Origin of the sequence: Hansschlegelia quercus, from assembly GCF_004310425.1 — a bacterium.
In the GTDB taxonomy this organism is placed as follows: Bacteria; Pseudomonadota; Alphaproteobacteria; order Rhizobiales; family Methylopilaceae; genus Methylopila; species Methylopila quercus.
Window position 1 is genome coordinate 393,345 of the sequence record NZ_SIUB01000001.1, and the last position, 26,655, is coordinate 419,999.

The 26,655-nt window shown below is 66.5% G+C and carries 28 protein-coding genes and 1 tRNA gene; 12 read left to right on the forward strand and 17 right to left on the reverse strand.

Annotation, left to right across the window (positions count from 1 at the left end; translation table 11 throughout):
* Window positions 1-3: 3 nt before the first annotated feature.
* The 6 genes from EYR15_RS01865 to EYR15_RS01890 all read right to left on the reverse strand — a co-directional run bounded on the left by EYR15_RS01865 (window position 4) and on the right by EYR15_RS01890 (window position 7,289).
* Window positions 4-612, reverse strand: a complete 609-nt coding sequence (locus tag EYR15_RS01865; protein WP_131001584.1) for a TetR/AcrR family transcriptional regulator — start codon at window positions 610-612, stop codon at window positions 4-6.
* A 168-nt stretch (window positions 613-780) separates the two neighbouring features.
* Window positions 781-1,245, reverse strand: a complete 465-nt coding sequence (locus EYR15_RS01870; RefSeq protein WP_131001177.1) for a BLUF domain-containing protein — start codon at window positions 1,243-1,245, stop codon at window positions 781-783.
* Window positions 1,246-1,281: 36 nt separating this feature from the next.
* On the reverse strand, window positions 1,282-2,898 hold the full coding sequence (locus EYR15_RS01875) for a putative bifunctional diguanylate cyclase/phosphodiesterase (protein ID WP_131001178.1): 1,617 nt from the start codon (window positions 2,896-2,898) through the stop codon (window positions 1,282-1,284).
* A gap of 156 nt (window positions 2,899-3,054) precedes the next feature.
* Window positions 3,055-3,606, reverse strand: coding sequence for an acetolactate synthase small subunit (gene ilvN, locus EYR15_RS01880; protein WP_131001179.1), 552 nt, complete (start codon window positions 3,604-3,606; stop codon window positions 3,055-3,057).
* 134 nt (window positions 3,607-3,740) lie between these two features.
* On the reverse strand, window positions 3,741-5,516 hold the full coding sequence (locus EYR15_RS01885) for an acetolactate synthase 3 large subunit (protein ID WP_205741559.1): 1,776 nt from the start codon (window positions 5,514-5,516) through the stop codon (window positions 3,741-3,743).
* Between the two features lie 279 nt (window positions 5,517-5,795).
* Window positions 5,796-7,289, reverse strand: coding sequence for a GGDEF domain-containing protein (locus EYR15_RS01890; protein WP_131001180.1), 1,494 nt, complete (start codon window positions 7,287-7,289; stop codon window positions 5,796-5,798).
* 151 nt (window positions 7,290-7,440) lie between these two features.
* On the opposite strand from EYR15_RS01890, the gene EYR15_RS01895 reads away from it, so the two are divergent.
* Window positions 7,441-8,433: a protein-methionine-sulfoxide reductase heme-binding subunit MsrQ gene (locus EYR15_RS01895; RefSeq protein ID WP_131001181.1), complete on the forward strand. Its 993-nt coding sequence runs from the start codon at window positions 7,441-7,443 to the stop codon at window positions 8,431-8,433.
* Window positions 8,434-8,514: 81 nt separating this feature from the next.
* Window positions 8,515-9,804 carry an aspartate aminotransferase type Ic gene (locus EYR15_RS01900; RefSeq protein WP_131001182.1) on the forward strand — a complete coding sequence of 430 codons (1,290 nt, stop codon included), beginning with the start codon at window positions 8,515-8,517 and terminating at the stop codon, window positions 9,802-9,804.
* A gap of 95 nt (window positions 9,805-9,899) precedes the next feature.
* On the opposite strand, the gene miaA is transcribed toward EYR15_RS01900, so the two are convergent.
* Entirely contained in the window at window positions 9,900-10,856 is a 957-nt protein-coding gene (gene miaA, locus EYR15_RS01905) for a tRNA (adenosine(37)-N6)-dimethylallyltransferase MiaA (protein WP_131001183.1), read from the reverse strand.
* A gap of 26 nt (window positions 10,857-10,882) precedes the next feature.
* Here miaA and EYR15_RS17260 point away from each other — a divergent pair, with 26 nt between their 5' ends.
* On the forward strand, window positions 10,883-11,374 hold the full coding sequence (locus tag EYR15_RS17260; RefSeq protein ID WP_280986910.1) for a methyl-accepting chemotaxis protein: 492 nt from the start codon (window positions 10,883-10,885) through the stop codon (window positions 11,372-11,374).
* Window position 11,375: 1 nt separating this feature from the next.
* On the opposite strand, the gene EYR15_RS01915 is transcribed toward EYR15_RS17260, so the two are convergent.
* Together EYR15_RS01915 and EYR15_RS01920 are read right to left on the reverse strand one after the other, a co-directional pair.
* Window positions 11,376-12,851 (reverse strand): Do family serine endopeptidase, encoded by a 1,476-nt coding sequence (locus EYR15_RS01915; RefSeq protein ID WP_131001184.1) that lies wholly within the window; start codon window positions 12,849-12,851, stop codon window positions 11,376-11,378.
* Between the two features lie 88 nt (window positions 12,852-12,939).
* On the reverse strand, window positions 12,940-13,302 hold the full coding sequence (locus EYR15_RS01920) for a hypothetical protein (RefSeq protein WP_131001185.1): 363 nt from the start codon (window positions 13,300-13,302) through the stop codon (window positions 12,940-12,942).
* Window positions 13,303-13,428: 126 nt separating this feature from the next.
* Between EYR15_RS01920 and gph the strand changes: the two genes are divergently transcribed.
* A complete protein-coding gene (gene gph, locus EYR15_RS01925; RefSeq protein WP_131001186.1) occupies window positions 13,429-14,106 on the forward strand; it encodes a phosphoglycolate phosphatase in 678 nt (225 codons plus the stop codon).
* Window positions 14,107-14,146: 40 nt separating this feature from the next.
* Here the strand turns inward: gph and EYR15_RS01930 are convergent.
* Window positions 14,147-14,221 (reverse strand) — tRNA-Val (locus tag EYR15_RS01930).
* 90 nt (window positions 14,222-14,311) lie between these two features.
* On the reverse strand, window positions 14,312-14,833 hold the full coding sequence (locus tag EYR15_RS01935) for a histidine phosphatase family protein (RefSeq protein ID WP_131001187.1): 522 nt from the start codon (window positions 14,831-14,833) through the stop codon (window positions 14,312-14,314).
* Between the two features lie 200 nt (window positions 14,834-15,033).
* Here EYR15_RS01935 and EYR15_RS01940 point away from each other — a divergent pair, with 200 nt between their 5' ends.
* A complete protein-coding gene (locus EYR15_RS01940) occupies window positions 15,034-15,765 on the forward strand; it encodes a helix-turn-helix transcriptional regulator (RefSeq protein ID WP_131001188.1) in 732 nt (243 codons plus the stop codon).
* A gap of 15 nt (window positions 15,766-15,780) precedes the next feature.
* Here EYR15_RS01940 and EYR15_RS17105 read toward each other — a convergent pair whose 3' ends face one another.
* On the reverse strand, window positions 15,781-16,008 hold the full coding sequence (locus EYR15_RS17105) for a hypothetical protein (RefSeq protein WP_245498141.1): 228 nt from the start codon (window positions 16,006-16,008) through the stop codon (window positions 15,781-15,783).
* On the opposite strand from EYR15_RS17105, the gene EYR15_RS01945 reads away from it, so the two are divergent.
* From EYR15_RS01945 to EYR15_RS01960, 5 genes are all read left to right on the forward strand, one after another.
* A complete protein-coding gene (locus EYR15_RS01945; protein ID WP_245498134.1) occupies window positions 15,898-16,485 on the forward strand; it encodes an acyl-homoserine-lactone synthase in 588 nt (195 codons plus the stop codon). The two genes, EYR15_RS17105 and EYR15_RS01945, sit on opposite strands and share 111 nt — an antisense overlap.
* A gap of 9 nt (window positions 16,486-16,494) precedes the next feature.
* Window positions 16,495-17,253, forward strand: a complete 759-nt coding sequence (locus EYR15_RS01950) for an enoyl-CoA hydratase-related protein (RefSeq protein ID WP_131001190.1) — start codon at window positions 16,495-16,497, stop codon at window positions 17,251-17,253.
* A 4-nt stretch (window positions 17,254-17,257) separates the two neighbouring features.
* Window positions 17,258-17,497: a hypothetical protein gene (locus EYR15_RS16930; protein ID WP_165455396.1), complete on the forward strand. Its 240-nt coding sequence runs from the start codon at window positions 17,258-17,260 to the stop codon at window positions 17,495-17,497.
* 91 nt (window positions 17,498-17,588) lie between these two features.
* Window positions 17,589-17,804 carry a hypothetical protein gene (locus tag EYR15_RS01955; protein WP_131001191.1) on the forward strand — a complete coding sequence of 72 codons (216 nt, stop codon included), beginning with the start codon at window positions 17,589-17,591 and terminating at the stop codon, window positions 17,802-17,804.
* A 173-nt stretch (window positions 17,805-17,977) separates the two neighbouring features.
* On the forward strand, window positions 17,978-18,163 hold the full coding sequence (locus EYR15_RS01960) for a hypothetical protein (RefSeq protein WP_131001192.1): 186 nt from the start codon (window positions 17,978-17,980) through the stop codon (window positions 18,161-18,163).
* Between the two features lie 29 nt (window positions 18,164-18,192).
* Here EYR15_RS01960 and EYR15_RS01965 read toward each other — a convergent pair whose 3' ends face one another.
* Window positions 18,193-18,693 carry a GNAT family N-acetyltransferase gene (locus EYR15_RS01965; RefSeq protein WP_131001193.1) on the reverse strand — a complete coding sequence of 167 codons (501 nt, stop codon included), beginning with the start codon at window positions 18,691-18,693 and terminating at the stop codon, window positions 18,193-18,195.
* Between the two features lie 215 nt (window positions 18,694-18,908).
* Here EYR15_RS01965 and EYR15_RS01970 point away from each other — a divergent pair, with 215 nt between their 5' ends.
* Window positions 18,909-19,907: a glutathione S-transferase family protein gene (locus tag EYR15_RS01970; protein ID WP_131001194.1), complete on the forward strand. Its 999-nt coding sequence runs from the start codon at window positions 18,909-18,911 to the stop codon at window positions 19,905-19,907.
* Here EYR15_RS01970 and EYR15_RS01975 read toward each other — a convergent pair.
* Window positions 19,891-20,355 carry an NUDIX domain-containing protein gene (locus tag EYR15_RS01975; RefSeq protein ID WP_245498098.1) on the reverse strand — a complete coding sequence of 155 codons (465 nt, stop codon included), beginning with the start codon at window positions 20,353-20,355 and terminating at the stop codon, window positions 19,891-19,893. The two genes, EYR15_RS01970 and EYR15_RS01975, sit on opposite strands and share 17 nt — an antisense overlap.
* Window positions 20,356-20,765: 410 nt before the next feature.
* On the opposite strand from EYR15_RS01975, the gene EYR15_RS01980 reads away from it, so the two are divergent.
* Complete coding sequence (locus EYR15_RS01980; RefSeq protein WP_131001195.1) at window positions 20,766-21,647, forward strand: metallophosphoesterase family protein; 882 nt, start codon at window positions 20,766-20,768, stop codon at window positions 21,645-21,647.
* A 15-nt stretch (window positions 21,648-21,662) separates the two neighbouring features.
* Here the strand turns inward: EYR15_RS01980 and EYR15_RS01985 are convergent, their stop codons facing one another.
* From EYR15_RS01985 to EYR15_RS01995, 3 genes are all read right to left on the reverse strand, one after another.
* Window positions 21,663-21,842: a hypothetical protein gene (locus EYR15_RS01985; protein WP_131001196.1), complete on the reverse strand. Its 180-nt coding sequence runs from the start codon at window positions 21,840-21,842 to the stop codon at window positions 21,663-21,665.
* Window positions 21,839-25,309: a pyruvate carboxylase gene (gene pyc / locus EYR15_RS01990; protein ID WP_131001197.1), complete on the reverse strand. Its 3,471-nt coding sequence runs from the start codon at window positions 25,307-25,309 to the stop codon at window positions 21,839-21,841. The genes EYR15_RS01985 and pyc overlap by 4 nt, the downstream gene beginning before the upstream one ends.
* A 113-nt stretch (window positions 25,310-25,422) precedes the next feature.
* The gene (locus EYR15_RS01995) at window positions 25,423-26,655 is read right to left on the reverse strand and encodes an OpgC family protein (protein WP_131001198.1); all 1,233 of its coding nucleotides are present in this window, start codon (window positions 26,653-26,655) and stop codon (window positions 25,423-25,425) included.

Consider the following 26,655-nt stretch of genomic DNA (forward strand, 5'->3'; position numbering starts at 1 on the left):
GTGTCAGCCGGCGCCGGCCGGCATTTTCGCCGCCCCGTACAGGGCGAGAAACTGATCCGTCGCCCGCCGCGCGTCGCCAGCTATGGCGGCCTCGTCTAGGACCAGAGGCTCGCCGAGCAGCAGCCTGATCTGCACGTCGCGGCCGACGAGCCCGAAGAAGGTGCGGAACGCCTGCTCGGCGTCCTCGAAGGCGAGCAGACCAGCCTCACGGGCGTCGGCCAGGAGCGGCTTCATGCGCTCGCCAATGGCGAACCGGCCATTGGCGAGCACGATGCCCCCGAGCGTCTCGGCCTGGGCGATCGCGATGCGGTTGAGCGCGATCGACGTCCTGGAGGCGATCACCCGGAGCCAGCCGCCCGCGAACGCCTCGAGACTTTCGCGCAGCGCTCCGACGTCGAGATGATGGCGGTCATAGGCGCCGGCCCTCACCTGCGAGGCCTGCCAGCGCACGGTGGCGGTGAGCAGCCCGTCGCGGTCCTGGAACCACTTGTAGAGCGTCTCCTTTGAGCAGCTCGCGCGCCGCGCCACGGCGGTCATTGTCAGAGCGGCGGCGCCCTTCTCGACAAGGAGCGCGAGCACGGCGTCGAGGACGGCCTTGCGCCGCTCCGTCATCTGTTCGCCCGCCGCCGCCGAATCCTGCACCCGCTCCGACCTCCGTACCGTACGTTACGGTTCGGCCATATGCCTCATCTGACGGAGGGACGCAAGAGCGCACGCCGTCCGATTGCGCCGGTCCAGACGGAGTCCAACTGTGCCGGTTTCCTTGTGACCTGACGCCGGTCAGGCCGCGGGAGCCCGCTCCTCGTCGATCGCGATGGCGCGCATGATATCGAAGATGCGCTCGCCTTCGAGCCTCTTCGCCTCGAAACCGGTAGCCTCCGTCACGTGCCCGAACAGATGCTTGCCTTTCTGCGAGCGGCCGATGAAGCCCATCGACCATGTTGGGAAGGCGCGCGTCGCGGTCGGCTCGAACTGCAGCACCTCGACGTCGCCATGGCGTTGATCGCGCTGGATACGTTCGAAGGTCGCCTCGATGTCGGGCAGCGCGCCTTCGAGCACCTGAGCGAACACGCCCGAATTGAAGATCAGCGCGCCGGTGACCCCGACGCGCGCGTTGTTGCGCCGCGAGGCAGCCAAGATGTCGTCGATCTCCGCCGCCGTCGCCTCCGTTTCCTGAGCGACGCGGTTGCGGCTGTAATAGACCAGCCGGTAGAGCTTGGCCTCGGCTGCGTTATCTACGGTCATTGTCGCCTCCTGGGCGTGAGCTCGGGATCGGCCGCTTCAAGCGTCTCGCGGCGAGGATGTAAGAAAGGCTGCGATCTGGTCCGCCGGCATCGGGCGGCTGATCGCGTAGCCCTGGACGTCGGTGCAGCCAACCGCCAGCACGTTGGCGAACTGGTCATCGGTCTCCACGCCTTCTGCGGTCACCGTCATGCCGAGGCTCTGGCCCAGCGCCGCGATGGCCCGCACGATCGCCGCGGCGCCGGGATCCTGGTCTCCCGCGCGCACGAAGGACTGGTCGATCTTGATCTTGTCGAAGGGAAAGCTGCGCAGATAGGAAAGCGAAGAATAGCCGGTGCCAAAATCGTCCATCGACACGCGCACGCCCATCTCGCGGACGCTGTTCAGCAGCGAAGTCGCCGCGCCAAGGTCTTCGAGCAGCACGCTTTCCGTGATTTCCAGCTCAAGCCTGTTCGGAGCAAGGCCGCTTTCGGCGAGCGCGGATACGATCGTGGAGAGCAGAGTGCGGCTTCGGAACTGCACCGCCGAGACGTTGACGGCGACGCTGAGATTGTCGGCCCAGCCGGCGGCCTCACGGCACGCGGTGCGGATGACCCATTCGCCGATCGGCGAGATGAGGCCGATCTCCTCCGCCAGCGGAATGAATTCGGCGGGCGGAACCATCCCCCGGCTCTCGCTCCGCCAGCGCAGCAGCGCCTCGAAGCCTGTGACCTTCCTGGAGGCGAGGTTGAACTGCGGCTGATAGAACAGCGTGAACTCGCGCAGCGCGAGCGCGCGCCGCAGATCGATCTCCAGGCGACGGCGCGCCTGCATCTGCTCGTCCATGGCGCTTTCGAAGAATCGGAACGTCGAGCGGCCGCCCTGCTTCGCGCGATAGAGCGCGAGATCGGCGCTGCGCACGATTTCCGCATAGCTTCCGCCGTCCTCGGGCGCGAGCGCGACGCCCACGCTTGCGCCGATATTGATGAGGTGCCCGTCGACGATGTAGGCGCGTCCGAGCAGATCGACGAGCCGCTCCGCGAGCGCGGCGGCCGCCTGAGGCTGCGACTGTCCCACCTGGATGACGCCGAACTCGTCGCCTCCAAGGCGCGCCGCTACGTCGTCGGGAGAAAGCGCGCCGCGCAGTCGCTGCGCGATCTTCACCAGCAGCGCGTCTCCGACGGGATGGCCGAGCCCGTCATTGACCGCCTTGAAGCGGTCGAGGTCGAGCATCAGGACCGCGAAACGCGTGTCCTTGCCATCCAGCGCCGCGTTCATGGCCTCCTGAAACATCAGCCGGTTGCCGAGCCCGGTCAGGATGTCCACGCGCGCCTCGCCGGCCGCGCGCTCGCGTTCGACGAGCGCCGCGGACACGTCTTCGGCCGTGATCAGCCACCCCTGCGGCACGCGGGCGACCTCGACGGAGGCGGTGCGGCCGTCGTCGAGCAGGACCTGGAACGGACCGGAGTCCTCCGCCGGACGCGCGCGCAAGCCGATCATGCTGAGAACGGCGGGGCCCGTCAGTCCGGCGCCGAAGAGCGCGTCGAAACCGGGGTTCTTCAGCAGCAGCCTGTCATCGTGGCCGATGACCGCGACGCCGCGGCTCAGCTTGAGCAGCGCGGCGAGAGCGACGTCTTCGACGTCATGCGAATAATCGATCGAAGCGGTGAGGGACATCTGAACCCGGCGTCGGCGAGAACCGCGCGACGTTAGTCCAGCACCCGTTGAAAAATGGTTCTTCGAATTACACGGATTGCGCGAGTTGCAGCGATACGATGCTGGACCAGCTCAGCGCCTCGACCCGTCGTCAGGAGACAAGGACAGACTCGGAGCCTAACCCGCCATGCCTTCGGGCCCACGCGCAATGGCGGCGACGCCGGTGCGGGAGACCTCGACGAGGCCAAGCGGCGCCATCAGGACGATGAACTGGTCGAGCTTGTCCGGCTTGCCGGTGATCTCGAAGATGAAGCTCTCCGTAGTCGCGTCGATCACGCGAGCGCGGAACGCCTCCGCGAGCCGGAGCGCCTCGGCGCGCTGTTCGCCCGTGCCGCGCGCCTTGATGAGCATCAGCTCACGCTCGAGCGCTCGCCCCGTCAGCGTAAGATCGACGACGGAGTGAACCGGCACCAGCCGATCGAGCTGCGTTTTGATCTGCTCGACGACGCCGGCGGGCCCCGACGTCACGATGGTGATGCGCGAGAGCTGGCCCTCGTGGCTGACCTCCGACACGGTCAGGCTGTCGATGTTGTAGCCGCGGCCCGAGAACAGGCCGATGACGCGCGCCAGCACGCCCGGCTCGTTGTCGACGAGGATCGCGAGCGTGTGGCTCGCGATCGGCGGGTGGGCGTCGTCCATGAAATAGGCGGAGCCTGTGGGCTGGCGCATGGCGTGTCCTGAAAGGGAGAGGCGTCATCCCGGACGGAGGCGAAGCCGCCGAGCCGGGATCGCGTGCAGAAAGGGCGCTTGATCCTGAAGATGATCCCGGATCGGCCTCGCGGCCGTCCGGGATGACGTGCAGATCACACCAGCATCTTGCCCTCGTCGGAGATCGCGTTCTCGATGCGATCCTCGCTGGCGTCGCCGAGCAGCATGTCGTTGTGCGCGCGGCCCGACGGGATCATGGGCGTGACGTTCTCCATCTTGTCGACGAGACAATCGACGACGACCGGCCCGGGCGTCTCGATCATCGCCCGAATGGTGGCGTCGAGGTCGCCCGGCTCGACGCAGCGCAGCCCCGTCGCGCCATAGGCTTCCGCGAGCTTCACGAAGTCCGGCAGCGCTTCCGAATACGAGTTCGAGTAGCGCGATCCGTGCAGCAGTTGCTGCCACTGGCGCACCATGCCCATGTATTCGTTGTTCAGGATGAAGATCTTGATCGGCAGCTTGTACTGGATCGCCGTCGAGAGCTCCTGGATGCACATCTGGATCGAGGCTTCGCCAGCGATGTCGATGACGAGCGCGTCCGGATGGGCGACCTGCACGCCCACCGCGGCCGGCATGCCGTAGCCCATCGTGCCGAGGCCACCGGAGGTCATCCAGCGGTTCGGCTCCTCGAACTTGTAGTACTGCGCGGCCCACATCTGATGCTGGCCGACCTCGGTGGTGATGTAGGTGTTCGGCCCCTTGGTCAGCTCGTAGAGCCGCTCGATCGCCTGCTGCGGCTTGATGGTCTCGCCCGACGGCCGGTAGGCGAGGCAGTTGCGCGCGCGCCAGCGGTCGATCTCCTGCCACCAGTCCTTGAGCGCCTCGGCGTCGAGCTTGGCGTTCGAGGCGCGCCAGACCGCGAGCATGTCCTCGAGCACGTGCGCGACATCGCCGATGACGCCGACCTCGACCTTGACGTTCTTGTTGATCTGCGCAGGGTCGATGTCGATGTGGATCTTGCGGGAGCCCGGAGAGAACAGGTCGAGGCGGCCGGTGATGCGATCGTCGAAGCGCGCGCCGATGCAGACCATGACGTCGCAGTCATGCATCGCGTGGTTCGCCTCGTAGGTCCCGTGCATGCCGAGCATGCCGAGCCACTGCGGGCCCGACGCCGGATAGCAGCCGAGACCCATCAGCGTGGAGGTGACCGGCGCGCCGGTGACCTCAGCGAGTTCGCGCAGCAGCGCGGTCGCGCGATCGCCGGAATTGATGACGCCGCCGCCGGTGTAGAGGATCGGCTTCTTGGCGCCGGCCAGCAGCTCCACCGCCGCGCGGATCTTGTCCGCGTCGCCCTTCAGCTTCGGGTGATAGGTTTTGTGAACGACGTTCTCCGGGCCGACATAGGCGCCGGTCGCGAACTGCACGTCCTTCGGGATGTCGACGACGACCGGGCCGGGACGGCCGTTGGTCGCGACATAGAAGGCCTCGTGCAGCACCTGCGCGAGATCGTTGACGTCTTTCACAAGGTAGTTGTGCTTAGTGCAGGGACGGGTGATGCCGACCGTGTCGCACTCCTGGAAAGCGTCCGAGCCGATGAGGTGCGTCGGCACCTGGCCCGTGATGCAGACCATCGGGATCGAGTCCATCAGCGCGTCGGTGAGGCCCGTGACAGCGTTGGTCGCGCCGGGGCCCGAGGTGACGAGGACGACGCCGGGCTTGCCCGTCGAGCGTGCATAGCCTTCCGCCATGTGCGTCGCGCCCTGCTCGTGGCGGACGAGCACGTGTTCCGGCCCCTCGTTCTGGAACAGCGCGTCGTAGATCGGGAGCACCGCGCCGCCGGGATAACCGAAGATGTGGGCGACGCCCTGGTCCTTGAGCGCGCGGACGACCATCTCGGCGCCGGTCATCGTCTCGGATGAATTCGGGGTCATTGGCGCATTCCTTTCGCCTTATCCGACCTGATCCGCCCTGCGGCCGATCGGGACGCTGGGCAACAAAAAAGGGCCCTCTGGGGAGCCCTTTGCTTCAAGCGTCACCGAACAGGGGCGCGGGCTTTAGGCGGCCCGCACCGTCGATGACGCCTGACTTACGAGAATAAGATTGCGCGACACGGCGTCGGCTCTCCGGTTGTGAATTCGCGCGGAAGCTACGCGCGGCGTCGGCGGAGGTCAAGCCGCGCTCGAGCGGAAGCATGGCCTCTCCGCCCTTCTTTAATCGATCAAGACGGTCTCGCCTTCGAATTCGACCGACGGCGGGCCATCCACCCAGATGACGTCCTGCGCGGCGAGGCGGTCGCCGGCGGAGAACCGCCAGGTGTTGCGGCCTGCCCGCTTCGCCTCGTAGAGCGCTTCGTCGGCGAAGCGCAACAGCGTTTCGCGGTCGAAGCCGGAGTCCGGCGCGAGCGCTCCGCCGAGCGTGATGCTCGGCTCGAAAACGACGCCGCTCAGCTCGCAGGGCTGGTTCACCGCTTCCACCAGGCGCTTGGCCATCGTCATCGCGTCGTTGACGGAGGAGATCGCCGCGACGACGGCGAATTCGTCGCCGCCGAGCCGCGCGACGAGATCGCTCGCCCGCACCGACCGGCGGAGCCGCTCCGAAACCTCGACCAACAGTTGGTCGCCGGCGGCGTGTCCATAATTGTCGTTGACCGCCTTGAAGTGGTCGAGATCGATCAACATCAGCACGAAGCGCTGCCCGGTGACGGTCGCGGACTTCAGCGCCCGGTCGAGCACCTGCCGGTAGCGCGTCCGATTGGCGAGCCTGGTCAGCCCGTCATGGGTCGCCTCGTAGGCGTAGATCATCTTCTGGCGCCGCTGATCGCTCATGACGGCGGCCACGAAGACGCTGGGCAGCGTGAGCAGCGCGACGGCGACGTTCTGCGAGAAGTCGCCGACAGGCGAAAACGGCCATCCCGCAAGACCGCGCCAGGAACCCTGGTGACCGAGGGCCAGAAGGAAAGTCGAGAAGGCGAAGGCCGCGGCCGAAGCCTGGAAGACGTCGTAGCGCAACGCGAACCACAGCAAGGCGAGGGAGGCCGCCAGCATGGATATCGGCCGGTTGTCGAACACGGCCGCCAGCGCAAGCGCCAGTGTGGCCGCGCTCGAGATGAAAAATTCGATCGTCTTCGGAGTCGCCTCCGGGTTCTCCAGTCCCCCGGTTTCGGCCGCAGGCCGGCCATAGGTGAGCACGACCATCGCGCCGAGCGCGATCGACAGGGCGGCGGAGCCCCAGGCCGCCGGCAGCGCAGTGATGATCGCCGACCAGTCCGGCGCGGCGGCGAGGCGCGTCAGCGAGCCGGCGAGAGCCGCGACAATTCCCGTCGCACAGGCGACCGCCGCAAGCGCAGGCTGGGAGCCGACCAGTTTCGTCCGGCGGGAGGCGCAAAAGATCGCCGCGCCGACGGCGGACGCGATCAGATCGCCGGCGAGCGCCGCAGCCCAGTGAGCCGGTCCTATGCCGAAGGCGGTCGAGATCCCGGCGTGAGCGGCGGCGATCGCCAGCGCATCCCGTGAAGTCATGAAGCGCCCGGAACGGGCGAGCATGCCGATGGCGATCGCCGGCCCGAGGGCGATGCTCGCCGCGCCCGCCGTCCCGGCGCCCGCCCATAGGCTGACCGCGAGCGCTCCGCCGTAACATACGAAGAGTGCGATCGTCTGATCGCCGAACAAGGCGAGAAGCCGCGATACTCGAGACGGCTTGATCATGCAGGGCTTGGTCCAAGATACGCGCCGGTGGTCCACTGGTACTCCAGCAACTGAGAAGATCAGGTTCGCGAAGCTCCGCAAATTTTAAGGTTTTGCTTCTTTGCGTCTCGGCGTCGGTAACGATCGAGGCCGCGCCTGCGAAGGAAGCCCCATGAGCCTTGTTCACGACCGCTCCGGCCGGTTTTCTCCCCTGCTCGCTCTGACGCTCGCCGCGTTACTGGCGCCGGCCGTTTGGCTCGCCTTCCGAGCGGCGATGGGGGATTTTTCCGGCCCGGCTCCCGACGCGCTCGGCCTGCCGCCGGGCTTCGCAGCCCCGAGCGCTACGCCGTTCGGCCCCGCCGGCGGCGCCTCAGCCTTGGGCCAGGCCGGCGCGGACGCCGCCCGGCCGATCTACGCCGCGATCCACTTCACCGGCGAGTGGGCGGTACGGTTCCTTCTGCTCTCGCTCGCGGTCACGCCGTTCCGGCGGCTGTGGCACGGGCCTCGGCTTACGTTGATCCGCCGGCGGGTCGGCCTCGCGGCTTTGTTCTACGCGCTCGGCCACCTCTTCCTCTATGTCCTCGACCAGCAGTTCGATCTGGCGAAGGTCGCGAGCGAGATCGTGCTCCGCATCTATCTGGCGGTGGGCTTCGTCGGGCTGATGGGCCTTGTCGCCCTGGGCGCGACCTCGACGGACGGCGCGGTAAAGCGCCTCGGAGCCAAGCGCTGGAGCCGGCTCCACAAGCTCGCCTACCCCATCGCCGGCCTCGCCGTGCTGCACTTCGCCATGCAGTCGAAGCTCGACGTGAGCGAGCCGACGCTGATGTGGGGCCTGTTCCTGTGGGCGATGGGCTGGCGCTGGCTGCAGACGAAGGGCGAGCGCGCCGTCAGCCTGCCCTGGTTGCTCGGCCTTGCAGCGGCGGCCGGCCTCGCGACGGCGCTCTCGGAAGCGCTCTGGTACGGGCTTGCAACCGGCGTCGATCCCTTGCGGGTGCTCGCCGCCAACTTCTCGATCCGCATCGGCCTACGGCCGTGCTGGCTGGTGCTGATCTTCGGCCTGGCGGCGGTGTCGACCAGCTTCATCGGCGCTCGGCGGCGCGGTCCTGCTCGGCCGCGGGCCGAACGGCCGGGCCGGCGCCCGGAAGCTGCGGATCAGCCCGCCTGAAGCCGTTCCGCGGTCTGGCGCGGCGCGGCTCATGAGACTAAGGTCGCGCCCCGTTCGAAACCCCTACGGAGCACGCCTCCCGTGATCGCCGATCTTTCGCAGTCCGACCTCGAAGCCCTGGGCGCGCGCGTGCGCGCCGATTACGACGCGTTCCGCGCGCGCGGCCTCAAGCTCGACATGACCCGCGGCAAACCGGCGCCGGAGCAGCTCGACCTCGCGGAAGGCATGCTCGCTCTGCCGGGCAACCGCGATCACCTCACCGAAGCCAACGAAGACGCCCGCAATTACGGCGGCGTGCAGGGTCTCGCGGAGGTGCGCGCGATGTTCGCGCCGACGCTGGGCGTAGCCCCTGCGCAGGTCATCGTCGGCGACAACGCCAGCCTCGCGATGATGCATGACGCGATCGTCTGGGCGCTTCTCAAGGGCGTGCCGGGCTCGGCCAAGCCCTGGAGCAAGGAAGGCGAGATCGCCTTCCTCTGCCCGGTCCCCGGCTACGACCGCCACTTCGCGATCTGCGAGGAATACGGCATCCGCATGATCCCCGTGCCGATGACCGGCGACGGCCCGGACATGGCGAAGGTGGAAGAGCTCGTGCGCGACCCGGCAGTGAAGGGCATGTGGTGCGTGCCGAAATATTCCAACCCGTCGGCCGAGAGCTATTCCGACGAGACGGTCCGCCGGCTGGCCTCCATGAAGACCGCGGCGCCGGACTTCCGGCTGTTCTGGGACAACGCCTATGTCCTCCATCACCTGACGGATGATCGGCGCGAGATCCTCAACGTCGTCGAGGCCTGCGCCGAGGCCGGCAATCCCGACCGCCCGTTCGTGTTCGCCTCCACCTCGAAGATGACGCTCGCCGGCGCCGGCCTCGCCTTCTTCGCGTCGTCGGAAGCCAACGTGAAGTGGTGGATCGCGCGGGCCTCCAAGCGCACCATCGGCCCGGACAAGCTGAACCAGCTTCGCCATGTCCGCTTCCTCAAGGACGAGGCGGGCCTGATTGCGCATATGGACAAGCACCGTGCGCTGCTCGCCCCGAAGTTCGAGGCGGTGACCAAGGCGCTGTCGGACCGCCTCGCCAACCAGGGCGCCGCGCGCTGGATCAAGCCGGCTGGCGGCTACTTCGTGAGCGTCGACGTGACCGAGGGCGCGGCGTCGCGCGTGGTCCAGCTCGCCAAGGAAGCCGGCCTGCTGCTGACCGCCGCCGGCGCGACCTGGCCCTACGGGAAGGACCCGAACGACAGCAATCTGCGGCTCGCGCCGTCTTATCCTTCGCTGAAGGACGTTAAGGCGGCCTCCGAAGGCATCGCCATCTGCATCCAGCTCGCCGCCATCGAGTCCGAACAGGCGAAGCGGAAGTCGAAGGCGGCTTAAGCACAGCGGCCGCACGCCAACAAAGCGTGGAAGAATCTCCGCCCTCGCGTCGCGGCTCATGGTCAGGACGCGAGGGCGACGTTTCCTGCCCCGGATCACCCCACCCCTCGCCGCTCGATCTCCTGCATCGCAACATCCAGCGCCGCCTCCGAGGCGACATGGATCCAGTCCGCCATGCGATTGCGGAACCATGTCGACTGGCGCTTGGCGTAGCGCCTCGTGTCCAGCCTCGCGCGCTCCAGCGCTTCGGCGCGACTAATTCCGCCTTGCGCAAACGCGGCGAAGTGCGCGACGCCGATCGCCTTCATGACGGGAAGCGACGGCGAAAGTCCGCGGGCCGCCAGACGCGCCGCCTCGTCGACGCCGCCCTGCTCCATCATCCGTTCCAGCCGCGTCGCGATGCGTCCGTCGAGGACGGCGCGATCGGGAGAGAGCACGATCCTCAGCGCCCGCGCCAGCGGGATCGGACCCGGGGTCGTCTCGCGCTGCCATTCAGCGAGCGAGCGGCCGGTCCCGTCGATCACCTCCAGCGCGCGCGTGAGGCGCTGCGGGTCGGACGGCCTGAGGCGCGCAGCCATGACGGGGTCGAGCCGCGCCAGCGCGCCGTGGAGCTCGGCAGGCGGGGCCGAACGCCAGCGCGCCCGAACATCCGCCGGGACCTCCGGCACGGTTGCGAGGCCGGTCGTCAGCGCCTCGAAATAGAGGCCGGTGCCGCCTACGAAGATCGGCGTCGATCGGCCAGCCTTACGCTCCTGCGGACCCGGCTCAGCAGTCCCGCTTAAGTCCTTGATAACCATAGTGGCGTCAGCGAGCCACCGCCCCACGCCATAGACCTCCGCCCCATCGACATGACCGTACAGGCGATGTGGCGCGACCGTCTCGTCCTCCACTGACGGACGGGCGCTTAGCACGGCGAGATCCGCGTAGACCTGGGAGGCGTCGGCGTTCACCACCGCCCCGCCAAGCGCTCGCGCAAGCGCGACGGCGAGCGCGGATTTGCCCGACGCGGTGGGGCCTCCGATCAGCACGGATCCGACGGGGGCTTCCGTCATGCGGGACCACTATGAAGGCCTGAGTCTTGGCGAGCGCCGCCGCGACCGTCTACGCCCATTCCCGTCATCTCCCGCAGAGCCCTTCCCATGTCGCCAGCGTCGCACGCACCGTCAAATCTCGTGGCGGTGCCTATCGCATAAAGACGTCCGACGGGCGCTGGCGCTACGTCCACGAGACCGGCGGCGGCTGTGAGCGCGACCCGGCGACGGGCGAGACGCTTTATCTCGACGGCATCATCCTCGACGCCGGCCGGCTGACGTCGCTCGCGACCAAGCTCGACAGCGGTCGAGCCTCGGTCAAGGCGATGAACGGCTCGATCGACCAAATCCTCAAGACGCTGAAGACGCTTCGGCTGCTGTCGCTCAACGCGCGCATCGAGGCGGCGCGCGCGAACGAGCACGGCGCGGGCTTCAGCGTCGTCGCGCAGGAGATGATGGGCCTCGCCAACGCGGGCGAAACGGTCACCCGCGCGATCGAGAACGAACTGGCCCGCCTGAACGACGCGATCCGGCTCTGACCTACTCGATCGACAGAGCGACGAAGCGGACGTCGCCTTTGTTGTTCGAGAGCAGCAGCAGCGCGGTCTTCTTGCCGTCCTTCTTCAACGCCGCGATCCTGGCCTCGACGTCTTGCGGAGTCGCGACCGCCTCCTGAGCCACCTCGACCAGCACGTCGCCGGGCTTGATCGCGTTCTCCTGCGCCTTCGAACCGTCTGCGACTGCAGTTATCACGAGGCCCTTGGCGTCAGGCTTCAGCGCGAACTTCTTCACGAGGTCATCCGTCACGGCCTCGAAGGTGATGCCGAGCGCGACGCCGGATTTCGGCGCCTCGTCCGCGCCCGGCGTCTTCAGCGCTGCCGGCGTGGCGACGTCCTCGGCGAGACGCGCAATCTTGATCGTCAGAGACTTCTCCTCGCCCTTCCGCAACACGACCAGCGGGACCTCCTTGTCGATCTCGCTGTCGGCGACGATCCTCGGCAGGTCGCGCATCTCCTTGACGGTCTTTCCGTCAAACGTCAGCACGACGTCGCCGGTCTGAATGCCAGCCTTCGCCGCGGGGCCGTCATCGTTGACGCCCGCGATCAGCGCGCCGACCGGGCCGCTTTTCAGGCCAAGACTTTCTGCGATCTGGTCGGTCACCTGCTGCACGCGGACGCCGATCCAGCCGCGACGCGTCTCGCCATATTTCAGGATCTGCTCGACGACCGGGCGCGCGGTTCGGGCGGGCACCGAAAAGCCGATGCCAATCGAACCGCCCGAAGGCGAGATGATCGCGGTGTTGATGCCGACGACTTTTCCGTCGATATCGAACAGCGGGCCGCCGGAATTGCCGCGATTGATGGCCGCGTCGGTCTGGATGAAGTTGTCGTAAGGCCCGGAGTTGATGTTGCGGTTGCGCGCCGAGACGATGCCGGCGGAGACCGAGCCGCCGAGCCCGAACGGATTGCCGATCGCGAGCACCCAGTCGCCGACCCTCAGCCGCTCGGAATCGCCGAAGCTGACCGCCTTCAGCGGCTTCGGCGGTTTCACTCGCAGCACCGCCAGATCGGTCTTGAGGTCTTTGCCGACGAGTTCGGCGATCAGCTTGGAGCCGTCCGCGAAATTGACGGTGATCTCGTCCGCCCCATCGATGACGTGATTGTTGGTGACGACGATACCGGATGCGTCGATCACGAAGCCGGACCCCAGAGAACTCTGCTTGCGGGACGGCCCCTTGGACGTCTCGCCTCGCTTGAAGAAATCGTCGAAGAACTCGTCCAAAGGCGAGCCGTCCGGCGCTTGTGGCGGCGGCACGGCCTTGTCGGCGGCGGGCGCGTTCTGCGACGTCGAGATGTTGACGACCGCGTCGAGCAGCCCTTCCGCGATGTCGGCGAAGCTCTCTGGCGCGGGCCGCGCCTCAGCTGAAGGCGCACCGGCAGCCCAAACGAGGCTTGCCGCGAAGGCCGCGGCGCAAACCGTTCTGAACGGCTTCAGGCGGCGGTTCCGATCGCTCATCGCGTCTCCTTGGGGCAGCTTGGCGCCGACTCTACACGACGCCCGGCTTGCGGAAAGGGCACGGGATCGCCTCCGCCACGCGACCGGGTCAGCGCGCCTGGCTGGTGCAGACGACCTGCTCGCCGAGTACGTAGCAGGCGCTCATCCGCCCGCTGCCGCGCTCCACGCGGTAGACGCCGCCCTCCTGCTCGTGATTGGAGGCGACGAGGTCGTAGGCGCCGGGCTCCTGCGGCCCGGCGCCCTCGCCGGAAGCGAAACACAGCGTGACGCCAACCGTCCCATCCTTCACCGCGTACTGGCAGGCCCCGACCTCGCCGGTCGACTTGTCCACCCGGAACATGCGGTTGAGGTCCGTCTGCGGCGAAGCGAGGAAGGCGTAGTCCGCGCGGGCCGCTCCCGCAGCCAGGCCCATGGAGGCGACGAGCAGCAGACGGGCGATGACGGCTTTCATGCTTGCATCCGAAGCCGGCCGAATCGGCCGCAGGTTGACGGGCCGATCCTATCAGGCGATGCACCGACGAACACGCCGCGCCCGTGCGGCGCCGCCTTCAGCCCTCAGGACAGAGACCGGATATCCATGAGCGAGCGCGCGCCCGTGACGATCGTCTTCGACCTCGACGGCACGCTCGTCGAGTCGGCCCCAGACCTTCTCGAGGCGTTGACCGCTACGCTCATCGAGGAAGGCGTCGAGCCGATCCCCTATGATCAGGCCCGCGGCTTGATCGGCGCGGGCGCCCGCGCGCTCGTCCAGCGTGGTCTCGACGCCGCAGACCGAAAGGTGACGAAAGAGCGGCTCGACGCGCTGCATGCCTTCTTCCTGCAGCACTACTCTGCCCACATCGCCGATAAGACGCGGCCTTACGCCGGATGCGAAGACGCGCTTGACCGGCTTGCCGCCTCCGGCGCGAAGCTCGCGGTCTGCACCAATAAGATCGAGAGTCTCGCCCGCCAGCTTCTCGACGCGCTGAACCTCACCTCCCGCTTCGACGCCATCGTCGGCGGCGACACGTTCGGGGTCTCGAAGCCCGACCCCACTTCTCTTCTGGGCGCGATCGAACGCGCAGGCGGCGATCCGTCGCGCGCAGTCATGGTCGGCGACAGCTCGACCGATGTCGACGCCGCGAAGAACGCTGGCGTGCCCGTCATCGTGGCGACGTTCGGCTACACCGAGATTCCAGCGCGGGAGCTTGGCGGCGACCGACTGATGGACCGTTTCGAGGAGTTGGAAGAGCTGGTCGGCGAGTTGACAGACTGAGACGGAAGGCGCTCCGACAACCCTCGTGATCGATGAAGAATGGTGCCCGAAACAGGGATCGAACCTGTGACCCCACCCGTGTGAAAGGTGTGCTCTCCCGCTGAGCTATTCGGGCGCCGGCGCGTTTGCCGCGAGGCGCTTCCTACGCCAGACGACGGCCAATTTCAATCAGCTTCGCAAAAGGCGGCCACAATGTCCGACTCAGCTACCGGTCGCCGACCAATAGGCGCTGATCAAGTTGCTCGAGGGTCCAGCCGCCGTGTTCGCGCTTTATCGACCACACCAGGTCGTAGCGATCAGAAGGCCATTCCTGAGGCGCGCCTTCGACGCCTATTTGGGCAAGAATCTCTGGAATCACCGAATGCTCCCAAGCGACCAGGACGACGCCCTCGCGGCCAAGTAGATCCTGCACCAATTCGCCGACCGCCTTTTTCGCGAAGGCGTCGCAATAGGTGACCTCACGCCATTTGCGCAGATACGCCAACAGGGGCGCGACCGTCTGTTGCGGACGGCGGCTTTCGCTGTCCGGCGCGATAGCGGAGGCGTAGACCACGTTTGGCAAGCCGGGGCTGTGCAGGGCTCGGGCGAAGTGCCCGATCAAAGCGCCCGCCCGCTGCCATCCCCGGGCGTTCAGGCTCTGCGGATCTTCAAGGCCGTCCTCTGTGAAGCCGGATTGGCTGTGATGCTCGGCGTGCCGGATAAACAAAATGCGATCGAGTCCAGACATCCGTTCCTCATGATCGACCAAAACTCAGATCGTACGTTGCAACGGCGTTTCTCGACCACGCCCCGGGCCAATCGCTCCAAGCGACAGCAGCTTAAAGCTTTAACGAAGAAACGAAGGCGTTCGCCAAACTTGAGGATTCCTCGTCGCTCTGCCCATAGTCTGTGGCGATGAATCAGCGGCTGGCGGCTTAGGGAGCAACGGTGTCCGCGTTCATTAAAACCTTCGATGCGATCGAGCGCGTCAATCAGTGCGACACGCCCGAAAGGGTCTTCCATGAATTATTGAAGGTCGTTGAGCCGTACGGGTTGACCAACCTTATGGCGGGCACGATGCCTTCGCCACACGATAAGCGTGCGGAGACCAAAAGACATCTCTGGGCCGAACGGCAGCCCGAAGGCTGGATGCAACGCTACCTCCAGCAGAGTTATGTCTTCACCGATCCGGTCATTCGTCGAATCCACGGAGAGCTCAGCCCGTTCCGCTGGAGCGAGGCGCCTTTGTCCGCTGCGATCGAGACACGCCAGAAACTGATCTTCAGCGAGGCCTCCGAGTTTGGCCTCAAGGACGGGCTTGCCGTTCCGATCGTGCTCGTGGACGGCACGCTCGGCTCCGTCTCCTTTGGTGGAGGAGGTCTCGTCGACGTGCCCACGCATGCGATGGGCGAGATCAACCTGATCGCGATCTATGCGATGGGACGGGCGGTGCAACTCAGGTCCGAAACGGAGCACAGCGTACGCGCCAAGCTGACGACGCGCGAACTCGACACGCTCCGATGGGCCTGTGAGGGCCTCACCATGATCGAGATCGGCGAACGTTTGGGAATCTCAAACCGCACGGTGGAGCTTCATCTGAAATCGGCCGCGACAAAGCTCGGGGCTCGGAACCGCGCTCATGCGGTCGCAGAAGCGTTCAGAGCCGGGATCATCCACTGAATTAGGGGAATTCCCCTATACTTGAGACTGCGGAATATCCCGATCATAGACCCGTCGCCAACCGCGGAGGGTGAAATGATCAAGGTCATCGCAGGATGTGACGTCGGTCACTTCGACAGTCTTTTCGATGAAATTTTCGCTCTTAGACATAAAGTCTTCGTTGAAGAGCTTGGCTGGGAGGAAATCCGTCGGCCCGACGGACGAGAAATCGACCAGTTCGATGACGATTACGCTGTCCATCATGTCGCGTTCCGAGACGGACGCGTGTCGGGCTACCAGCGCATGCTTTCCATGGCGCGACCGAACCTTCTTCGGAACGTCTACCCGGAACTCTGCGAACTTGAAATTCCGTCCTCTCCCGACGTCTGGGAGCTGACCCGCTACGCTGTCGCGCCCGAGTATCGAGAGGGCAAGCGATCGGTGGGTTCCGTGGGCACGGAGTTGATCGCGGGCTTCGTGGAGTGGGGCCTCGCCTCAGGCGTCAACAAGGTCATCATCGAGTTTGAGCCGATGTGGGTGTTCCGCGCGATGGGGCTCGGCTTTCTGCCTCGGCCGCTCGGGCTGCCGGCGGAGGTCGGCCAACAGACGATCGTGCCGACCGAAGTGACGTTCAGCGAGCGGACGCTTCTGAAGATCCGCGAGACGATGGGCCGCCACGATCCTGTCGTCTGTTTCATGGGGACCCTCGCCGAGCAGCGGCGTGTCCGTCTCGCGTCGTGAGGCCGAGACATGGCTGACATTTCCATCAGGCGAGAAGGTGCGGTCCGCATCATCGAAATGGCCGAACCCGCAAGCGGGTTGACCCTCGACAATCTGCGAACCTTCACAGAGGCCTTAGAAACGGCGCAGCAAGACGACGAGACGGCGGCCGTCCTTCTCGTCGGCCCAGCCGACGCATTCTGCTCCGGCTGCGATCTCGGGGACTTCCTGGGATGCGGCGATCTCGACGAACTCGCCGGGACCGTTCGCAGCTTCTTCCGAGCGCTCGCGCTCGGCAGCAAACCTCTGGTCGCGGCGGTCGATGGCCCAGCCGTCGGGCTCGGCATGACAATGTTGCTTCACTTCGACGCCGTCTTCGCCACTCCGGCGAGCAGCTTCGCAGCGCCCTTCGCCGATCTAGGTCTTGTTCCAGAGGCCGCGGCGACGCTGATCGCCCCGTTGAGGTTCGGCTATCTTCGCGCCTTCGAGATGCTCTGCGTCGGGCGCCCGTTCTCCGCAACGGAGGCGCATGCTCTCGGATTGGTGACGGAAGTCACCGATCCCGAAAGAGCAAGCGAACGTGCGCTGCATGTCGCATCGCGTTTGGCTCGAAAGCCGAAAGCAGCGCTCCAGGCGACCCGGGCTCTGCTTCGGGCCGACCCCATCGACATCGAGTCTCGGATCGACGCGGAAATCGCCGAGTTCAGGGCCCGTCTAGAAGACGCGGCCACTGTCAAACGACTAGGCCGGCTCTTGCGGATGGCCGACCAAGCTCGCTCAGCGGCCTGAAGCCGTGGCGAAGGAAAAGGTTGTAAGCCTCACCTCAACTCAGCTGTCCGAAATCTTCTTCGATCTCTCGGATCAAGCCTCTCAGCAGGGACATGTGTATCTTCATTACCTTCTGCAGAACGCGGCGATCGAAGCCGCGGCGCTCGACTCCGAGTTTGTGACTGGCGGACTTACCGTCAATGCGGCTCGGCCGGATCTGTTCGAAGGGCTAAGGCGAGCAAGCCGGTTGTTTTGGCTCAGGTAAGAATAAGCCAGAATCTCGCCTCAATCTTTGCCGAGCGGACTCCTCAGGCCTCGCGCCACGCCATATCTCTTAAAAAAAATGGGAGGACGCGATGCCCTACAACATCATCATCGAAGACGGCCGAAAGCGCATCCATCATGCTCGCACCGCTCAGGACGCTTTGGCGTTCGCGCTCGCCAAGCGCGCCGAGCATCCGGATCTTCGGATCGTTTCAAACGAGGGCGCGGTCCTCGAGATCGATCGGCTGGAACTGATGGCGCGCGCCGAGGCGGCTCAGCGACCAGTATCCGCGCCACGGGCTGCCTGAAGCGCGAACTGGACGGCTGAGATCAAGGCTGCAGCCGAAGCGGAGCCTCACGGCTCGTCGACGCCGTCGTCAGCCTAATTCGAGTGGGGAGACGTTAACTTCCCGGTAACTTTTCGCTTGCCGGATGTTGCGTTGCAGCGTTTGATTACGCACCCGCAGCGGAGGTTACGACCGTGGCTTATATCGTGCGCTGGGTGCCGACCGGCCCCGAGATGATCGTCAGCTGCCCCACGCCGGACGACGTCCTGGCGCTTGCCGACGAGTTGATCGCAACCGGCCGATCGAGCGACATCACAGTCGTCAAAGACGGACTCGAAGTCGACCTCGCCAGCCTCAAGGCCCAGCCGGCGCTGAGCTGATCCAATCTAACGCGAGGTCGGGCGGCGGCTCAGAACGCCGGCCGCGCCTCGCCTTTGGTCAAGGTCTGTGCGAGGCCGCCGAGCGGCCGCCATAGCATGCGCGCCGGATCGACGGGGCCTGGCATCTCGACCAAGCCGTCCGGGATCCGAGAAAAACCGAGACGCCCATAGTAGGGCTCGTCCCCGACAAGCATGACGAGCGCGTGGCCGGCCTTCTCCGCCGCCTGCACCGACGCTGCGATCAGCGCCGCTCCGATGCCGCGGCTGCGGAAAGCCGGGTCGACGACGAGCGGCCCCAGCAGCAGCGCCGGCGCATCTCCGATCAGGATCGGCGACATGCGGTTCGAGCCGACCAGCATCGCTCCCACGCGCGCTGTGAAGGACAATCCCGCGACCGGCTCGACGCCCTCGCGCAGCCGATAGGCCGATCGAGCGTAGCGGCCGGGACCGAAAGCCCGCTCCTGCAGGCGCTCGATGGCGGGGGCGTCGTCGGGCTGCTCGTGGAGGATCGCGAGCGGGAGGGATGTCATGGGAAGGCTCGGGAGATGACGGCGGCGGAAGGTCCCGCCCGCTCCCGCGCCGAAGCGCGCAAGAAGCGGGTCAGATGCGAGCGAGAGGTGCCGCAAGGCGCCGGACGCAGCGTCGTCGCAAAGGGATAAAACGGTTGCTCGCCATGACTGATCGCGCTTAGCACGGCGGCGTAGCGCACGCCAGCGTGAGGCCGCGGCGGGGAGAACAGATCGCGATGGGTCTTCTGGTCGACGGCGCATGGCGCGATCAATGGTACGACACGTCGAAGTCCGGCGGGCGCTTCGAGCGCCAGGCCTCGCAGTTCCGCAACTGGGTGGCGGCGGACGGCGCAGCGGGCCCGAGCGGCGAAGGCGGCTTCAAGGCCGAGGCCGGGCGCTACCATCTCTACGTCTCGCTCGCCTGCCCATGGGCGCACCGCACGCTGATCTTCCGCAGGCTGAAGAAGCTCGAGGAGCTCATCTCCGTCAGTGTCGTCGATCCGCATATGGGCGCGGAAGGCTGGGTGTTCGGCGACTTCCCCGCTGCGACGCCCGACACAGTCAACGGCGCGGAACGGCTCTACGAGGTGTACCTGCGCGCAGAACCCGACGTGACGACGCGGGTAACGGTACCGGTGCTCTGGGACAAGACGCGCGGCGCGATCGTCTCGAACGAATCCGCGGAGATCATCCGCATGTTCAACTCGGCCTTCGACGGGCTAACGGGCGAGACCTCGGACTTCTACCCCGAGCCGCTCCGGTCTGAGATCGACGCCTTGAACGAGCGGATCTATGCCCGCGTCAACAACGGCGTCTACCGAGTGGGCTTCGCGACCACGCAGGACGCCTATGAGGAAGCCTTCGCGGCGCTGTTCGAGGAGCTTGACGACCTCGACGAGCGGCTCGGCCGCCGGCGGTTCCTGTGCGGCGCGGAGACGACCGAGGCGGACTGGCGGCTGTTCACCACGCTCGTCCGCTTCGACGCGGTCTATTTCGGCCACTTCAAGTGTAATCGCCGCCGCATCGCCGATTACGCCAATCTGTCGGGCTATCTGCGCGACTTCTATCAGCAGCCGGGCGTCCGCGAGACCGTGAACTTCGCCCACATCAAGACGCACTATTACTGGTCGCACACCACCATCAACCCGACCCGAATCGTGCCTGTCGGGCCTGACCTCGACCTCGATGCGCCAGCCGATCGCGAGGGGCTAACCGGGCTTACCAGCGGTCGCTGACTGCCGCGCCGTCGCGAAATTCGGCGAGCCGGCGGAGCGTGCCCGGGGTCGCCCCTTCCGGGAGCGCGTCGATGGGGAACCAGCCGCGCTCGACGATCTCGTACCCGGTCCGAGGCTCGGGACCTCGGCGCAGGCGGCTGACGACATAGACCGCGACATGGTCGCGGCCGCCGAACGTCTCGTTGAAGCACAGGCCGATCAGGCGCGGGGTCCCAAGGACCTCGACCCCCGCCTCCTCCATGATCTCGCGTGCGGCCGCGTCGGCCGCCGTCTCGCCCCGATCGACGCCGCCGCCGGGCAGGTGCCAGCCGGTCTCGTAACCGTGCCTCACGAGCAGGACGCGGCCCTCCTCCACCGCGATGACGCGGACGCCGACCGTCATGGCGCTGCGGGTCAGCGCCCACCGCGCCCGCACGGCGCGGAACAGCCTCGTCCTGATCGCTTCCAACCGGCGTCCTCCCAAATCCTCGAAACCTGTGATAATGGAGGGCGCGCGAAAACGCATGGGGGCCCGCCGCGCCTGAGGCTCGTCGCCCCCACCCCGTTCCGCCATATCAAGGGACGAAGCCGAAGCGCCCGTGGGGGCGCGGCTTCGTCGTTAGAGGACCATCATGTTCTGGCTTTTTTCGTTCCGTCGCGGCGCCTTCCGGCGCATGGCGGAAAGCCCTTTCCTTCGCGCGCTGAGCGCCCCCTCCGGGGCGGCGGTCGCTGCGCTCGCGACCTTTTCCAGGGACTGACGGCGGCTTTTCGCCCGATTTAGGAACTGAGCGACGCCGGGCCGCGCCAAAGCGCCGCTCGGCGTTTTCATTTTTCGACCCGGCCTGCGCCATCGCGCGATGATCCGCTATAACGGCTGATGTGACCGTCATCGCGCACCTCTCCGATCCCCATCTCGGGCCCTTACCAAGCTTCTCGATCTTCGACCTGATGTCGAAGCGCGGGCTTGGCGCGATCAACTATTTTCGCCGGCGGCGGAAGTGGCACGATATGGCGGTGTTCGACCAGATCGTCGCGGACATCGTCGAGGAAGAGCCGGACGCGGTGGCTTGCACCGGCGACCTCACCAATCTCGCGCTGGAGAAGGAATTCGTGCCAGCGGCCGTGTTCCTCGGTCGCCTTGGCGAGCCGGAGCGCGTAGCCGCCATCCCCGGCAATCACGACGCCTATGTCAGCACCGCGGCGAGCGCGCCTGCCCGCGTCTGGGGCGCAAACATGTCGAGCGACGACGGCCGGGTCGGCTTCCCCTTCGTGCGCCGCCACGGCAAGGTCGCGCTGATCGGCCTGTCCTCCGCCGTGCCGACATGGCCGCTCGCCGCCACCGGCGAGGTCGGCGCCATCCAGCGCGACGCGGTTGGCCCCATGCTCAAAGGGCTGAAGGAGGAAGGCTTCTTCCGCATGCTGCTGGTCCATCACCCGCTGGCGGAGGACGACACGCCCTGGATGCGCCGCCTGCGCGACGCCGCGCTGCTCCGCGAGATCGTGGCGCGCGAGGGCGCGGAACTCGTCCTGCATGGCCACAATCACGAGCCGACGCGCCGGGAAATCGCCGGCCCGGACGGCCCGGTGCCGGTGATCGGCGTGCCGTCCTGCTCCGCGGGACCGCTCAGCCACGAGCCGCTGGCGGGCTACAATCTCTATGATGTCGAAGGCGAGCCGGGCGCCTGGCGCTGCGAGGTTACGACCCGCGGCCTGACGCCGGACGGGCAGATCGAGGAGACCGACAGGTACATGCTGGGCTGAAGCGCGACGCGCCGTTCAGTTGACCCAGGGGATCAACCCCTTCGACGCAAGCACCATCAGCGCGACGATAATCGACGCCCCTACGCCGCCGCCGAATCCAAAGGCGACGAGCACGGCGAGCGCCCGCACCCAGAACGGATAGCGCCGACGTTCCTGCGGCGCGGCCGCCTCGGTGTGAGAAGCCAGGTCTCTCATTCCCCGATAACGACCAGCAGGTCCTTGGCGTCGACCGGCGTGCCTGGCGTAACCAGCACTTCCTTCACCACCCCCACGCGCTCAGCGTGAATCGCGGTCTCCATCTTCATCGCTTCGATCGAGCAGAGCACGTCACCCTGCGCGACGGACTGGCCCTGCTTCACAGACACCGTAGAGATCACGCCCGGCATCGGCGCCGCGACATGCCCCGGGTCGCTTTCGTTCGCCTTGCGACGAGCCTCGCGGACGTTCGCCGCGGAGCGGTTCGGCACCTTGATGATGCGCGGCTGGCCGTTCAGCTCGAAGAAGACCTTCACCTGGCCCTCTTCGTCGGTCTCGCCCACGCCCTGGCAGCGAATGACCAGCGTTTTTCCGCGCTCGATCTCGACAGCGGTCTCCTCGCCCGCGGGTAGGCCGTAGAAGAAGACCGGGGTCGGCAGCGTCGAAACCGGACCGTACTTCTTCTCCTGCGTTGCGAAGTCGACGAAAACCTTGGGGTACATAAGGTACGAAAACAGCTCGTCCTCGGACACGGTTCGGTCGATCTTCTCCTCGACCTCGGCGCGCACGGCGCCAAAATCGGCTGGCGGCATCAGCGTGCCTGCGCGCTGCGTCAGCGGCTTTTCGCCCTTCAGCACCTTGGCCTGGATTCCCGGCGGAAAGCCGCCCGGCGGTTGGCTGAGCTCGCCTTTCATGAGTTGAATCACGCTCTCGGGGAACGAAACGTCGACATCCGGATCCTCGACCTCGGCGCGCGTCAGGCCGGCCGAGACCATGACCAGCGCCATGTCGCCGACCACCTTAGAGGTCGGCGTCACCTTCACCACGTCGCCGAACATGTCGTTGACGTCGCGATAGGTCTTCGCGACCTCGTTCCAGCGGCTCTCAAGCCCCATGGAGCGCGCCTGCTCCTTGAGATTGGTGAACTGGCCGCCGGGCATTTCGTGGAGATAGACCTCCGACGCCGGCGCGAGCAGATTGCTCTCGAACGCGGCGTATTGCGTGCGCGCCGCCTCCCAGTAGAGCGAAATTTCGCGGATCGCCTCCATGTCGAGGCCGGTGTCGCGCTCGCCCGATTTCAGCGTCGCGACGATCGAGCCGAGGCAGGGCTGCGACGTCATGCCGGACAGCGCGTCCATCGCGACGTCGACCGCGTCGACACCAGCCTCGACCGCGAGCAGGACGGTCGCGGCGGACAGGCCGGAGGTGTCGTGGGTGTGGAGATGCAGCGGGAGCCCGACCTCCTCGCGCAGCGCCTTGATCAGCATGCCGGCCGCAGAAGGCTTCAGAAGTCCGCCCATATCCTTGACGCACAGCACATGGGCGCCGGCCTTCTCGAGCTCTTTCGCGAGCGAGACGTAGTATTTGAGGTCGTATTTCGGACGGCTCGCGTCGAGCAGGTCGCCGGTGTAGCAGATCGCCGCCTCGCAGATTGCGTCGGTCTCGTTCACCGCGTCGATCGTGACGCGCATGTTCTCGATCCAGTTCAGGCAGTCGAACACGCGGAAGAGGTCCATGCCCTCCTTCGCGGCGTGTTTCACGAACCCTGAGACCACGTTGTCCGGATAGTTGGCGTAGCCGACGCCGTTCGAGCCGCGTACGAGACATTGCAGCAGCAGGTTCGGCGCGCCCTCGCGGATCTTCGCGAGCCGCTCCCAAGGATCTTCGTTCAGGAAGCGCATCGCGACGTCGAAGGTCGCGCCGCCCCAGCATTCCAGGCTGAGGAGGTTCGGCAGACCGGTCGCGTATGAACGCGCGGCGGCTGCGATGTCGAAGGTGCGCATGCGGGTCGCGAGCAGGGACTGGTGCGCGTCGCGCATCGTCGTGTCGGTGACGAGCACGCGCTTCTCCGCGCGCATCCACTCCGCGAACTTCTTCGGCCCCAACTCCTTCAGCAGCTGCCGGGAGCCGGCCGGCGGCTCGCCCTCGCCGAAGACGGGCGCCGCCGGGGCCGCGGTCCCTTCCTTGGGCTTGGCCCTGCCCTTCACCTCGGGATGACCGTTGACGGTGACGTCGGCGATATAGGTGAGCAGCCGCGTTGCGCGGTCCTGCCGCTTCTCGAAGGCGAACAGTTCCGGCGTCTCGTCGATGAAGCGCGTTGTCGTCTCGCCGTTCAGGAAGGTCGGGTGCTCGACCACGTTCTCGAGGAAGGCGAGGTTCGTCGCGACGCCGCGGATGCGATACTCCCGTAGGCTCCGGCTCATGCGCAGGCACGCCTCTTCCGGCGTCGGCGCCCAGCAGGTCAGCTTCTCCAGCAGAGGATCGTAGAAGCGGGTGATGACGGCGCCCGAATAGGCGGTGCCGCCGTCGACGCGCACGCCAAAACCCATCGCCCCGCGATAGGCGGAGATGCGGCCGTAATCCGGAATGAAGTTGTCTTCCGGGTTCTCGGTCGTGATCCGGCACTGCAGCGCGTGGCCGTTGAGGCGCATGTCCTGCTGCAGGGGCACGCCGGATTCTGGCGTCCCGATCGCGGCGCCTTCGATGACGTGGATCTGCGCCTTCACGATGTCGACGCCGGTGACGACCTCGGTGACCGTATGCTCGACCTGGATCCGCGGATTGACCTCGATGAAGTAGAAGTCGCCGGTGTCGGCGTCCATCAGGTACTCGACCGTGCCGGCCCCGAGATAGTCGGTCGCCCGCGCGATCTTCAGCGCGCTCTCGCACAGCTCCTTGCGGCGCTCTTCATCGAGGTAGGGCGCGGGCGCGCGCTCCACGACCTTCTGGTGACGGCGCTGCACGGAGCAATCGCGCTCGAACAGATGCACCGCATTGCCGTGCCGGTCGCCGAGAATCTGGACCTCGACGTGGCGCGCGCGTTCGACGAGCTTCTCGAGATAGACGTCGTCCTTGCCGAAAGCGGACTTGGCCTCGCGCTTGGCGTTGATCACCTCCTGGGGGAGCTTGTCGAGATCACGGATGACGCGCATGCCGCGCCCGCCCCCGCCCCACGCGGCCTTGAGCATGACCGGCAGGCCGATCTCTTCGGCCGCCTTGCGGACGAGCGCCGGATCGTCCGGCAGCGGCTCGGTCGCGGGCATCACCGGCACGCCGCAACTGATCGCAAGGTTGCGCGCGGCGACCTTGTTGCCGAGCTTGCGCATCGTGTCCGGCGAGGGGCCGATGAACAGGATTCCGGCTTCCGCGCAGGCGTCGGCGAATTCGGGGCTTTCGGACAGGAAGCCGTAGCCCGGATGGATGGCGTCGACGCCGGCCTCGGTCGCGACGCGGATGATCTCGGGGATCGAGAGATAGGCCTCGAGCGGCCCCATCCCGCGACCGACGCGATAGGCCTCGTCGGCCTTGAAGCGGTGGAGCGAGAGCTTGTCCTCCTCCGCGTAGATCGCGACCGTGCGGATGCCGAGCTCGGCGGCCGCGCGGAAGACGCGGATGGCGATCTCCGACCTGTTTGCGACGAGAAGCTTGGTGATCTTTCGCGGCTCAACGGTCGGGCTGGCGCTCATCGGATCGGTCTGTCTCCGGGTCGTTTGAAAACACCGCGAGGGACCCGCGGCCAGCAGAACTTATCGCAAGTTTTCCCTGGCGCGGACGCGAAATTCGCTTGGTCCGTCATGTCTCAGGAAGCGATCGCGGGCGCCTGCAGCGAGCTGGGCTCGGCCGCCTCGCGCGGGCTCGGCTTCGCGATCGACGGCGACTGCGGCGGGCCGCCCTTGCCGACCCGACCAAGACTGTCGGCGGCGTGGGCGAGCCCGGCCAGAACGCCGACCATGGCGAGCGAATAGACGATCTGCACGATGACCGAGTGGTGGAACCAGTCGAACAGGCCGTGGGTGAACGCCGCGAACACGCTGGAGATCACGAACATCGGCAGGCTGCGTCGGCCGATCAGCACCATCGAGCGGCCGAGGAGCGTCTGGTCGATTCGCATGTCCTTCTTGAGGTAGAGCGTCGCGAGATGCGCCATCGCCAGGAAATGGATGAGGCGCACCGGCGACGCGAAGGACTTGTCGGCGATGTCGGTCAGGAACGAGAGCGGCCGCCACTCCAGCAGGCCCGCCGTCGCCCACGGCGCGGCCGCGATGAAGCCTATGACGACGATGGCGATCGACAGCGCCTTGGTGGCCGGCCGCGCGACGAGACGCCTCACCCAAAGCTCGTCGCGGATGAGGAAGGTGACGAAGCCTGCCAGCATCACCGCCTGCCAAGTCAGCGGGTTGAACGTCCAGTGCCGCGTATCCGGATAGGAGGAGAGCGTGGCGCCCGTCATCCACGCGAAACTCCACACGACGACGGCGAAGGCGACGTAAGGCGCTACACGGTCGCGGAATGCGCTGAACAGCACGCCCAGCATCAGCGTCAGCAGGATGTAAAGCGGCAGGATGTCGAGCAGCGGCGGCAGATAAGCGAGGGTGACGAGCTTCGGCAGCACCGTCTCCGTCGACAGCAGGAAGGGGCGGATGAACAGGTCGCGCTCGACCACGCTCGAATCCGCGACGCCCCGGTAGAACACGGCGAAGGCCGCGATCACCACGAAGGCGGTGATGTGGTGGAGGTAGAGCGTAAAGGCCCGGCCGATGCAGTACGGAATTGCCATCAGCGGCCGCGAGGCGAACTTCGCCGCGAACATGCTCGCCATCGCGAAGCCGGACAAAAAGACGAACAGCTCGGCGGAATCCGAAAGCCCGATATATTTCGTCGTGGCCCAGCTCATGACGCTGTTGGCCGAGTGGTTCCAGAAGATGAAGACGATCGCGAGGCCGCGCCAGAAGTCGATGCGCCAGTCGCGCGACGAGGCGCCCGGCAGAGCCGTCTCGACCACGGGGTCCTGCCTTACGGGGGGATTCGCCAT